General features: G+C 60.5%; 7 protein-coding genes and 1 pseudogene. 1 reads left to right on the plus strand and 7 read right to left on the minus strand.

The window, feature by feature from the left end; translation table 11 throughout:
- The 7 genes and pseudogenes from DXD49_RS00975 to DXD49_RS01005 form a co-directional block, all read right to left on the minus strand.
- The gene (locus DXD49_RS00975; RefSeq protein ID WP_158564833.1) at positions 1 to 1,665 is read right to left on the minus strand and encodes a SpaA isopeptide-forming pilin-related protein; all 1,665 of its coding nucleotides are present in this window, start codon (positions 1,663 to 1,665) and stop codon (positions 1 to 3) included.
- Positions 1,658 to 4,738 (minus strand): SpaA isopeptide-forming pilin-related protein, encoded by a 3,081-nt coding sequence (locus tag DXD49_RS00980; protein WP_158564834.1) that lies wholly within the window; start codon positions 4,736 to 4,738, stop codon positions 1,658 to 1,660. The genes DXD49_RS00975 and DXD49_RS00980 overlap by 8 nt, the downstream gene beginning before the upstream one ends.
- Before the next feature lie 680 nt (positions 4,739 to 5,418).
- On the minus strand, positions 5,419 to 6,240 hold the full coding sequence (locus DXD49_RS00990; protein ID WP_117793978.1) for an HAD family hydrolase: 822 nt from the start codon (positions 6,238 to 6,240) through the stop codon (positions 5,419 to 5,421).
- A gap of 224 nt (positions 6,241 to 6,464) precedes the next feature.
- Positions 6,465 to 7,751 carry an MFS transporter gene (locus DXD49_RS00995; RefSeq protein ID WP_158564835.1) on the minus strand — a complete coding sequence of 429 codons (1,287 nt, stop codon included), beginning with the start codon at positions 7,749 to 7,751 and terminating at the stop codon, positions 6,465 to 6,467.
- Between the two features lie 265 nt (positions 7,752 to 8,016).
- Positions 8,017 to 9,321 (minus strand): molybdopterin-guanine dinucleotide biosynthesis protein B, encoded by a 1,305-nt coding sequence (gene mobB, locus DXD49_RS10005; protein WP_117793980.1) that lies wholly within the window; start codon positions 9,319 to 9,321, stop codon positions 8,017 to 8,019.
- Between the two features lie 109 nt (positions 9,322 to 9,430).
- Positions 9,431 to 9,493: pseudogene (locus DXD49_RS09850) on the minus strand (hypothetical protein); the annotation flags it as partial.
- 14 nt (positions 9,494 to 9,507) lie between these two features.
- On the minus strand, positions 9,508 to 10,380 hold the full coding sequence (locus DXD49_RS01005) for a GTP 3',8-cyclase MoaA (protein ID WP_233541711.1): 873 nt from the start codon (positions 10,378 to 10,380) through the stop codon (positions 9,508 to 9,510).
- Between the two features lie 267 nt (positions 10,381 to 10,647).
- On the opposite strand from DXD49_RS01005, the gene DXD49_RS01010 reads away from it, so the two are divergent.
- Positions 10,648 to 11,994 carry an MATE family efflux transporter gene (locus DXD49_RS01010; RefSeq protein WP_117734659.1) on the plus strand — a complete coding sequence of 449 codons (1,347 nt, stop codon included), beginning with the start codon at positions 10,648 to 10,650 and terminating at the stop codon, positions 11,992 to 11,994.
- Positions 11,995 to 12,044 lie beyond the last annotated feature (50 nt).

Raw genomic sequence — 12,044 nt, forward strand, 5'->3', positions numbered from 1 at the left:
CTACTCTTTATGACTGCCACCTCCCCGCTTGACCAGGAGCGCGACCACGATGAACGCGGCTCCGGCGACCGCTGCGGCGGCCGCGGCGTACATTGCCATATCGCCAGTCGAGGGCATAAAGCCTCCGGTGGTAATGCTAGGGGGCGTGCCGGTGGGCGTGTTGATGAGCGACGCCTCCAGGCTGCCCGTCGACCCGTCCGCACTGTCGGCGCGCAGGGGCGACTCAGCCGTGATCGTAAGCTTAGGCTCGGCGGCGGCCACCTGGTCGACGTTCAGGCCCTCGGCCTTGACCGTCACGCAGCGCGTGCCCTCAAAGGCGGTGTAGCCCTTGGGCGCCTTGAGCTCGCGGACCTCCAGCTTGCCCGAGTCCACGCCCGAGACGGTCACGCGGCCGTCCTCGCCCGTGGTGACGGTGGCCTTGCCCTCCGCATCCCACGTGCCGTCGGCCGCCAGCGTGCGGCCGCGGTCGTCGGCGATGCTCAGGACCGCCCCGGCAAGCGGCTTGTCGCCGTCGCTGCCGCGCTTGGTGAGCGCGAGATCCCAGGTGTAGGCGCACGCGTCATCGCTCGGCGTGCGGGTAAAGCCGGCCTCGCCGGACTGGTCGGCAAAGGGAGAGCGCGGGTAGCGCAGGTAGACCTCGTTGGGGTTGCCCTTCGCGATGCCGTGGTTGCATGCGCTGTTGAGCGGTGCGTTGTACACGGCGACCACGCGGGCGCCAGCGGTAAAGGCGTCGGCCCCGCCGAGCGCGGCGATGATGTCGCCGGTGCGCACGGTGAAGGTCTTATCGTCGACCGAGACCCTGCACTGGGCCGTGATGTCGGTCCAGCCCTTCGCGGGCTCGGTGCCGACGCGGCCGTCCTTACCGGCCGAGACGGCGTCAAAGCCGCCGTCCGCGCCCGCCGCCACGTACACGCGCATGCTCGCGGCCACCCTGGAGGGGTCGAGCCCCGCGCTCATGGTGTCGACGAACCGCACCGCATAGGTGTCGTAGGCCGCGAGCCCGGCCGGGATCGTGGCAGAGAGGCGCCAGTACAGGTCGTCGGCGACCGTGGCGTCGGCGGCCTTCTGCCAGGCGGCGGTGCCGTCCTCCAGCACATGCTTGGCCACCTTGGGGGTCGCCGCCTTGGGCTTGACGGTGACGGCGCTGCCGCCGACCAGGGCCATGATCGGCGCGGTGCCGGCCTCGCCCTGGGCGATGGCGTCGTCGTCGGCGACGATGAGCCAGTAGCCGCAGGGCAGCTCGGCCGCCGTGCCCGCGTTAAGAGCCACGAACACGGCGCCAGAGCTCTGGAGGGAACGAGCGAGCTGCGCGCTCAACGCGCTCGTAAGGCGGGAATCGCTGTTGAGCCACTCGGCAGCTTCCTGCGCGGTGGTCTGGGAGCTGGGCATGCCGGCGCTGTACAGCGCGGGCAGGACGGCGTCGCGGGCGGCGGCGCTTGCCCAGACAAGGTCGGTTGCGATCTTGGCGTCGTTGTCGTCGTCGACGACGCTGGCGCTAAAGATCTGATAGGCGTCGTAGCTGCGCGCGACGGTGCCGTTAACGGTGATGGAACCGTTCGCGCTCGACGCGGCCTGCGCGGATGAGGGGAACACAACCGCGCAGGTGCCGATCAAGAGGGCGAGCAGCGCAAACAAGATCGGGAAGGAGCAAACATTCTTATTCACGACGCTCACCTCCCCTCGCGCTCGCCTTGCGACGAACGTGCATCCAGGCCGCAGCAGCGCAAAGCACCGCCGCGCCGGCAAGGTATGTCGGAGTGACGCCCGACATACCGGAAAGAGGCAGAGTGGTGGAGTAGGTGTTGGTGAAGGTGGAGGCGGGGATGACGTTCGCGGGCGCGTCGACATCGCCGATGACCTTACCCGGATCAATCGCGTTGCCCATGTCGTCCTTCACCTGGGTGACCGTGGTGGAGGTGGTGAGACCGGTGTACTTGCCAGCGTCGTTCAGCACGGCCTTCACCGTGACGGCCACCTGGTACTCGGCCTTGGAGTAGCGGAGCTTGTCGATGGCGGATGCGGCGTCGGGCGCGACCTCCTTCACCGTGTAGGTGTAGGTCTTCTCCCCCGTCAGGTTCGAAGCGTCGATGGTGGCAAGATGGTCCTTGTAGAATGCGATCTCCCCAAAGTTCGCAATGATGTCGTTGACCTTGGACTCGTCCGTAGGTGCGACGGAAATGGTCTTCGAATCAGGCATGGGCGCGCTATCCTTATTTGCCCCCGTAGCCTCGATGCTGAAAACGAACGCAACGTAGTTACCGTTGGAATCCTTCGGCCAGTCCGTATTACAGACGGACTTAATCACCGGGATTTTCACGGACGTAACGGAGCACGAGTCGGAGATGTACGTAATGCCATCAACGATGTTCGGCTGCTCGTTCTCGATCCACGTAATGGAGCCGCTTGTGCTGTCCACCGTGAACTTGTAGGTGTTCTTGTTCAGTTCGTAGCCAAACGGAGCCTGGGTCTCCGTGAGCGTGTACGTGCCCGGCAGCAAATCGGCCAATGTGAACTTGCCATCCTTGGCGTCGGTATCGGCCCAAGTGGTTTCGCTCGGAGTCGATTGGTCACTCACGGTCCAGGACTGCGCCTCAGCCAAGCCATCGGCACCCAGTTTCGCAAGCTTCCACTCGGAACCAGCCAAAGGAGTGTATCCCTTGTCTCCTTCCTCAACCTTGGTCCAAGACACCGTACCGGTGATCTTGGTGTTGGAGATGGCGCCCGTGGTGTTGGAAGGTGTGAACGGAACCTCGTTCCCGTTCTCATCCACGTAGCCCTGGACATAGTTCACCGACTCACCAGCATTGTTCATGGTTGCGTAGTAGATCTTGTCCGAAACCTGGTAACCCTCCGGCGCCGTCTCCTCTTTGATGTAATAGGTGAATGCCGGATTAGAATCCGAGATCTCCTTACTCGGATCGGCCTTCTGGTTCAAATAGTTGAACTGAAGCTTGCCATCAGTAGAAGCGTAATCGTTGGCAGCGCCATCCGTTACCGTAACGATGGGACCCGTCCCGTTCTTGGCATCTATGACAGTGCCGTATATCGTCCACGAGGAACCGGAAAGCAGCTTAGTACCATCCGCAGCGTCGACCTTGCTCCATGCAATGGAGGAACCGTCCGGTGTATACGAGCCAGACCACGGGAAGTTGTGACGCTCCTGATCCATATCGATGACGGAAGCCGAGTTACCCTCATCAAATGCTGCGGCAACCTTCGGGCTGTTCATTGAGAAATCGACGCCCACATAAACGCGACCGTTGGTAGTCACATGGTCGTCGAAACTTCCGTTGGGAACGAGAATCGATCCGATCATAGCCGCCGCAGGATCGTCGTCAGTCCACTTGGCACCAATGGTTGCGCCACCGTATTCCCAGTCCGCGCGGTCCTCTCCCGCGATGCCGCCCCGAATGGTAAGGCTTTGCGTATCGACAAAGTTCCACATGACGGATTGAGAAGCCGTCGCGTATGCCTCGCCCAGCGGTGTGCCGGAATATTGAGTTTCGTAACCACGCGAAATCTCGGTACCGTTCCACCAAAAGCGCCAGCCATTGTGAAACTCAATATTCGAAGATCCGGTAACGTTCACAACAACCGAGGCGCCCTTGGGAATGCCCTCGAATGCGAAATCAACGCCACGATAATACTCGTTGTTGTATGTATTGCTCAGCTGAGAAGCATCGATGGTGAACACCTGCTGCATAGAGGTGTTGTCACCCTTAAACTTGATAAGACGCTCGCTATTCTTGAATTGCCTACCATTGAGCGACGTATCGGCGCAGTCCGGATATATGGTCTTATACGACTCATCAAACACCAGGCCATAATTACAATCCGTATTGTCGTACTTGTTGATGATATAGCGGTTGTCCTGATGGCACGCCGGAGCAACGCTGCAGCTCACTTCGCCCGTCTTCGCGAACGAATTCAGCTGGTTAGAGAGCGTGGTGAGATAGCCTGTCTCTCCGCTGTAATTCGAATAGTCCTTGCCATTAATGTTGTTGAGGAAGTCGACTTGTTTGAACAGCGAACTTTCGTCCGCATTTTCCCCTTCATAGAAGTCGCCCTGAGTTTTCACCACAGACTGGCGCCTGTCGTCAGAATTCCAATAGGTAATGGGACCCGCGATTGCCGCGGTATAGTCGTCGCCAATGGCTTCAGCGTTATGTGAGCTCTTTTGCTTACCAACCCAGGCACCCTTGTTCCACGCGCCAACGGAAGCCGATGCGGGCTCGCTTGTACCAACCTGGATTTCTTTGATAGAGGTCGCGTTACTCAAGCCCGCGACCGCAAGAACGACGCTGCCCGCAGAAGGACGAAACTGCGCACCAAAGCCAACGGTACCGAAGCGAAATCCCGCGCCAGACGTATTGTTTTTACCATCCGTGTAAGGCCAGCTCTCCTTGAGGGGATTGAGCGCAAGCTTACCCTGCACGACGGTAAGGCCCTCGGCCTCGACGGCATATGAACCTGCAACGTTGTCGCGTGTGAGGTAGGAGGGGTCCGCAGGCTTGCCTCCTACGTACATGTCCCTTCCAACGAATGTGGCCACGCCGGGATCGTGGGTAGAGACATCGATATTCGTACCGATGCCGATAGGCGTGGGCTTGTAGATGCCCTTGTTCACAGTGGTAGCCGCGCTCGCAGAGGTGGCCGCGCTGAACGGGGACAGCAGCGTGCTTGCAACGAGAACAGTTGCCATAAAGCTACATGCGGCGAACTTCTTCACTTTGAGCACCCCATTACAGTTTCCTCGGTAAAAACTGTCTGGGTGTCGCTGGCGATGGCCTGCGAGATCGGGGGCATAACGAGCGACAGTACCAGGCTCAAAACGGAAGCTCCGCACAAAACACCTGCTAGTACACGATGTGTCGCTTTATTACTCTGCTTAGATTTATCTGAATTTGCTTTCATCGATGTCTCCTCCTCAAGAGACCGCGATCTTGCTCTTTCACTATCAAACGTATCTGCGCAATCTGTAATTGCGCTCGCGTAGTAATACTATTGTAACTGTTGTTTAAACATCCGAGCAACAAAACCGACATTTTTGTAGCCAGTTCTCAATTCTCTTGACATTTGCTCGGATTAACCTTCGTTTATTCGCTATGAAATATCTATTTCTACTGGTAATTAAGCTAGTTATCAGTTTTTTAATAGCATTTTATTTATTTGCACAACATTTTGCTCAAGAGCAAGCGTCCTGTGAACGGTCGAAAATCGACCGTGAACGGTAGGTCATTAACCGGGAGGAATAGACTACTAAATTGATGGGAATATCTTTAACCCATCGGTAGTTAGAAGCGTAATGTTCAGACAACAATATTTGAATTTTCGCGCAGATTTTAGGCATCAATTCGCCCAAATCGCCTGAGGCCACCACAAAGGTGCCTGCCCCTTCGTGGTGGTTCTCCCCCGGCGCTACAGCAGATGCTCCTCGATAAAGATCGCGATGCCGTCTTTGTCGTTGCTGGCGGTTACAAAATCGGCGGCGGCACGGGTGGCGTCGCTGCCATTTGCCATGGCCACGCCCACGCCGGCGTCAGCCACCATGCAGGTGTCGTTATCGGCATCGCCAAACACGCAGATGTTCTGGAGCTCCATGTCGTTGAGCTCCGCCACGCGCACAAGGCCGCGCGTCTTGGACACGCGCGGGTCCATGAACTCGTAGAGCCGCTGCGTGGTTTGCAGAGCCGCCGCCTTGACGGTGCTATCGGCAAACGTCGACGCCCGCTCAATCACCCGCGGCATCACCTCAGGCGCCATGGTAAACATCACCTTGGGCTGCGGTTCGCGCAAGAACTCGGCAAAATCGACCACCTTGTAGGGCACGCCATCGACCTGCGACAAGTGCTCGACGCACGCATTGCTCTCGGGAACGTAGAACACGCCGTCTCGGGGGCAAACGGGCGTTGCCGGAAGGTCCGCCATGTGCTTGCAGATGCGCGCGATGGTCTCGCCCGGCAGCGGATAGCTCAGCTCGTTGATATCGTGCGCGCGGTCGATGACCTCGGCGCCACCGCAGCCCACGAGCACGTCCACCAGGCCTTCGATGCCCCAGAGCTCGTACATGGCCTCGGTCGCGTGGGCGTCGCGCCCGGTGCACAGGCCGAAGAGCACGCCGCGCTCGCGCAGGGCGCGGATCGCCGCCACGGTGCGCGGGGACACCGTGTGCTGGCTCGTGAGCAGCGTGCCGTCGATATCGCAGAACACGGCTTTGATGTGGCTGAAGGTGGTGTCCATGGGGACCTTTCTGGGTTGTGCGGCGGTGTGGGGTGTATTCGTGAACGGCGTACATGGTATACCAAGGCGCAGGCGCGGCCCGTCAAAGCAAAAACCACCACAAAGGTGCCTGGCCCCTTTGTGGCGGCCGGACCCGCAGGATGGCCTGGCCCGAGACGCAAAGCATCACAACATTCGACGTTTTTCGGCAAAATCGCGATTTTCATCGAATGTTGTGATGGTTTTTACTGCTTTGCGGCACGATCCAAATGCCGGCGACCAAATAGCAGCAACGCCGCGGGAACCGCCGTCACGACCATGCCCGCCCCTACGAGCGTCTGCTGCACGCCAAACGTCGCCGCCAGCCACGGGGCAATAGCCAGCGGGGCCACGCCGGCGAACATATTGCCAAAGCCCATGACCGAGTTCACGCGACCGAGCTGCTCGAGCGGGGCCGTCGTTTGCACGATCGTGTTGTGGAGCGGGTTGACGATGCCCCAAGCTATGCCCAGTACAATCTGGCCGACAAGGGCCACGCCCACGTACGGTGTTCCCACATAGAGCAAACTTCCCAGACCCACGGACATGAGCGCCACGAGCAGCGTTTTAAGGTTGACCAGGTGCGGCGGCATGCGGAGCGCGAGGACGGCGCCCAGCACCGCGCCCACACCGCTGGCCGACGAGAGCCAGCCCATCCACTCAACACCGACGTGCAGGACATCGCGGTAGAAGAACGACTCCAGTGGATCGAAGGCGCCATAGCCAAAGTTCGAAAGAAAGATAATGAAGAACAGCAGGGCGAGGACGCTGTTGGTGAAGACTGTCTTGATGCTGGCTGCGAAGGTGGCGCGAGAAGATGTGTTGGGGTCGGGACTTTGGCTGGCCTTATCCGACGTGATGTCGCCGATTGCGGGTTTGCCTTCGTGTGTGGCGGCCTGACCTGCACTTTGCCTAAAGCCCCAACCGGCGGCGAGCGCCAGTACGGTAAAGATCATCATGAGCACAAACACCGCGCGCGACGACGCAGCCGCCGCGACAAAGCCGCCCAGCGTGGGTCCGACGATGATACTCACGTTTGAAAACATGGCGATGGCGGAGTTGATGTCTTTGAGCTCGACGGGATCATCGGTGAGGTAGGCCGGATAGGATGTGGCGATGGGCTGGGCGAACCCCATCACAAAGCCCAGGAGCACCGCGCCGAGCAGGACGATGCCGGTCGCGCTGCCAAAGGCGATAATCGCCGCGCCGGTTGTCAGCGCGCCGACGATGCTCAGCAAAAAATGGCGGCGCGGGCCCAAAGCGTCGAGCGCCGCTCCACCCGCAAAGGACCCCAGGATCACGAAAACGTTCATAAACAGAACGGCCAGCGATGTCGCCACGACCGAGGCGTCATCCGCATAGGTGAGCGTTCCGATGACGCCGATAAAGTAGCTGGTCTGAAAACCGGTGTAGATGAGAAAGCGCATCGCCACCAGGCGCTTGGCCTGCACGGACAGCGATGATTGAGGCTTTGAGAAAAGAGAGGCGAGCATGGAGACTCCTTGTTTCATACGAATGCGGACGGTGGGCATTCGCCACCGTCTGTCAAATCAATCTATCCGCATGAAACATTAAGGACGCATCAAGCCCCTTCTCTCCGTTTTTCGCCCGTCATGAACTACTTGGTAGATTGTAAGACATGTCCCACACATCTACCAAAGCAAAAACCACCACAAAGGTGCCTGTCCCCTTTGTGGTGGAAATGACGTTTGCCCAGATAAAACCTGTCAGAATAAACCTGTCCCTTTTTGGCAGGTTTTAGGCCAGATGGTCCTGAATCAGGTCGCAGATGGCTCGGGCGTCGTTGATGTTGATGGCTCGGGTCGCAAAGCCGGCGTCGAAGGCCTGACGCGCCAGGGCTTCGTTGCAGGCAAGGGCCAACGTGTGACCGTCGACCAGGTCGAGCGAGCTCTTGCCGCGCAGACGGTCGACACCCGATCGCGCGACAACGATGTTGTCGAAACCCTCGGTCTTGTAGCCCTCGATGATCACCACGTCGACATCGTTGTAGCGCGACAGCAGCTCGCGCGCGGGCATCTCGTCCTCCTCGCGCGTGTCGGCGTACTCCGCCCAGCGCGTGGCGCAGATGAGGCCAACGTGCTTGGATCCGGCCTGGTGATGGCGCCAGGTGTCCTTAGCGGGCACATCGATATCAAAGCCGTGATGTCCATGATGCCTGAGCGAACCCACGCGCAGGCCGCGGCGGGTGAGCTCGGCGATAACCTTCTCGACGAGCGTGGTCTTGCCCGAGTTCTGGTAGCCGATAAACGCAATCGCGGGGACGGCCGGTGCCGGAGCTGCGGGCGCGACGGCGACGGATGCGCTCGCGGGTGCAGCGCTGTCGGCGGTCACGGACTCAACAGCAGCGGCCTGACGCTCGGCGCGATCCCACACGCCCGAGTGGCCGCCTTCCTTGTGCAGCAGGCGTACGTCGACGATCTCCATGCCGCGGTCGACGGCCTTGCACATGTCGTAGATGGTCAGGCACGCGGCGCTCACGCCAGTCAGGGCCTCCATCTCAATACCGGTCTTGCCCGTCACACCGGCTGTGACCAGCACGTGAAAGCCGACCTGCCCGTCTGCGCGTGACGGCGCCCAGCCCTCGGGCACGTCCTCGACGGGCGTCCCCGCCGGCGCGATAGGCTCGATATCGCACTTACTCTTGGTAACGAGCAGCGGATGGCACATGGGGATGATGTCACTCGTGCGCTTGATGGCCATGATGCCCGCTACGCGCGCACAGGCAAGCACATCGCCCTTTTTGGCGCGATCCTGCAGCACCATGGCCTGCGTCTCGGGATGCATGAGGATGGTGCCCTCGGCGATGGCGATGCGATGGGTCTCGGCCTTGTCGGACACGTCGACCATACGAACCTCGCCCTTGGCATCCACATGCGTTAGCTCGTCGCGGCGGGCGTCGCGAGCGGGCTCGGCAGCAGCGCCGGCAGACGGCTGTGCGGTCGCGTCGGCGTTGCCAGCATTCGCCGCAGCCGTGACTTTGTGGGCAGACATCGCGGCCCTGCGAGCGGCCTTGGTGGCATCGGCGTACCTGCTCTTGGCCATATGATCCTCCTCCGATTTGGGACATAAATCGTTGCGTGCCCTCAATTATCGCGTGTTCCTGCGGTTTGTGGGCCACGGCATCGCGCCAAATCGAAAGCACCTGCATATCATCACCACGGCGCAGCGCCTCACGCACCGAATACTCGGCATCGCCGAACAGGCACGGACGCACGTTGCCGTCGGCCGTCAGGCGCAGGCGGTTGCAGCTCGCGCAAAATGGTTAGACATGGCGCTGATAAAGCCGACCGTTCCCGCCGCGCCCGGAAAGTGCCAATAGCGCGCAGGGCCCGCGCCGGCAGGAGCGTCGTTGATGTCGAGCGGCTCGAGCTCGCCCAGTCCCACCGTGGCGGCCCCGGCATTGACGCGCGCCCGTAGCTCGTCGCTCGGCACGGTGTCGCTCGCATCCCACAGCGCCGGATTGAGCGTGGGCGCATGAGGGTTCACGGCGCAATGCGAGCTCGTACGCTCGTCGCCGATGGGCATGTATTCGATGAAGCGCAGGTGAATGGGACGGTCGACGGTCAGGCGCGCGAGGGCCGCCACATCTTGGTTGAGCCTGCGCACAACAACGCAGTTGACCTTGACGGGCTCAAAGCCCCAGGCCAGCGACGCGTCGATGCCGGCCATGGTCTGCTCGAGCCAGCCCAGGCGGGTGATCTCTTCAAACAGCACGGGGTCGAGCGTATCGAGTGAAATGTTGACGCGGTTAAGCCCGGCGTCTTTGAGCTGCGACGCCAGCTTGGGCAGCAGGGCGCCATTGGTGGTAAGCGAGATGTCCTCGATCTGCGGAATCGCGCGGATGTCGCGAATGAGCGGGATGATACGGCGGCTGACCAGCGGCTCGCCACCCGTCAGGCGCACGCGGCGAATGCCCTCCCCCGCCACCAAGCGCACAAAGTGGGCAATTTCCTCGGCACTGAGCAACTCGTCGTGCGCGCGGGGTGCCACGCCATCGGCCGGCATGCAGTAAATGCAGCGGAAATTGCACTTGTCGGTAACGGCAATGCGCAGGTAGTTGATATCGCGGCCAAAGCCGTCATGTTGCACGTGCCCGTCCACGCAGCCCTCCCCTCACGCTGGTCTTTATTCTTTAGGGAATATAGTACCGCACGGGAAGAATAGGTCGACATGCGTACGACACGACGCAGGGCGAATGGCGTTTTCTAGCGTGAACTCGACATGGTTCAACGCACCTGCATTCAATTGGAAATGCCTACGCACGCAACTTTTTCGCCCGGTCCTCAACTCAAACCTTGACTCTACAATCGTTGTAGGGTTTTCACTACACTGGTAGCTAAACGACCCAAGCCAGAAAGTGCCCCGCCCATGGAACACGACCTCACACGCGGCAATGTCCTTAAGACCATTGCGGTCTTTGCCCTGCCCTATATGCTCTCATACTTTTTGCAGATGCTCTACGGCATGGCCGACCTGTACATGATGGGACAGTTTAGCGGCGCGGCCGGCATCACCGCCGTGGGCAATGGCGCGCAGACGCTCTATATCATTACCGTGACGCTCGTGGGCCTGGCCATGGGAACGACGGTCATCGTCGGCCACGCCGTGGGTTCGCGCCGCTTTGACCGCGCCGAGGCCGCCATCGGCAACACCATCACGCTCTTTATGGGCGTCTCGGTGGTGCTGGCCGCCGTCTTATTTGCGTTGTGCCCGCAGATCGTGGCGCTCATTGGCACGCCGGCCGAGGCGGTCGAAGGCACCGCTGCCTACCTGCGCATCTGCTTTGTCGGCATTCCGTTTATCGCCGCGTACAACATCCTCTCGGCCATCTTTCGCGGCCTGGGCGATTCGCGCTCGCCCATGTACGTGATCGGCGTGGCGTGCATCATTAACATCGCGCTCGATTTTTTGTTTATCGGCCACATGGGACTCGGCCCCGTGGGCGCGGCACTCGGCACGGTAACCGCCCAGACGGCAAGCGTTGCCCTCGCGCTCGTGTGGCTCAAGAGCCGCCGCACGCACATTCACCTCAAGCGCAGCGACCTGCGTCCCCAGCCCGAGGTGCTCAGCAGCATTCTTAAGATCGGCGTGCCCGTGGCCGTGCAGGACGGCTGCATCCAGGTGGCGTTTATGTTCATCACCGTCATCGCCAACCACCGAGGGCTCGTCGACGCCGCCGCCGTGGGCTTGGTCGAAAAGATGATCAGTTTTTTGTTTATCGTGCCGAGTTCCATGGGCGCCACCGTCAGCGCGCTCACGGCGCAAAACGCCGGCGCGGGCAAGGGCGACCGCGCGCGTCAGGTGCTCAAAGATGCCATGACCATCTCGGTGATATATGGCTGCCTGATCACGGTGCTGATGTGGCTGGTGGCACCGGCGTTTCTCGGCTTTTTTGCCAAGGACGCCGCGGTCGTTGCGGCCGGCACCGGCTATATGCGCAGTTATATTTTTGACGCGATCTTTGCCGGCATCCACATTTGCTTTAGCGGTTTTTTCGCTGCGTATGGCAAGAGCTACATCGGCTTTGCGCACAACGTGCTGGCAGTGGTGCTCATTCGCGTGCCCGGCGCGTGGCTGCTGTCGAACGCCTACTCCGACACGCTGTTCCCCATGGGCATCGCCTCGCCGTGCGGGTCGATTCTGTCGGTGATTATTTGCGTGGTGGCATTTACCGTACTCAACCGTCGCGGAGCTTTTGACAAGCTGATGGCGTAGCGGCTCGTTCGTGTCATACGACGGCCGCGCTGCATGGCCCCAGCGTTCCC

It is taken from the genome of Collinsella sp. TM05-38 (assembly GCF_003466445.1).
Classification (GTDB): Bacteria; Actinomycetota; Coriobacteriia; order Coriobacteriales; family Coriobacteriaceae; genus Collinsella.

Excerpts from the sequence above, each read along its gene's own strand:
- DXD49_RS01010 (WP_117734659.1), top strand. The coding sequence starts at position 10,648 with ATGGAACACGACCTCACACGCGGCAATGTCCTTAAGACCATTGCGGTC.
- DXD49_RS00995 (WP_158564835.1), bottom strand. The coding sequence starts at position 7,751 with ATGCTCGCCTCTCTTTTCTCAAAGCCTCAATCATCGCTGTCCGTGCAG.
- mobB (WP_117793980.1), bottom strand. The coding sequence starts at position 9,321 with ATGGCCAAGAGCAGGTACGCCGATGCCACCAAGGCCGCTCGCAGGGCC.
- DXD49_RS00990 (WP_117793978.1), bottom strand. The coding sequence starts at position 6,240 with ATGGACACCACCTTCAGCCACATCAAAGCCGTGTTCTGCGATATCGAC.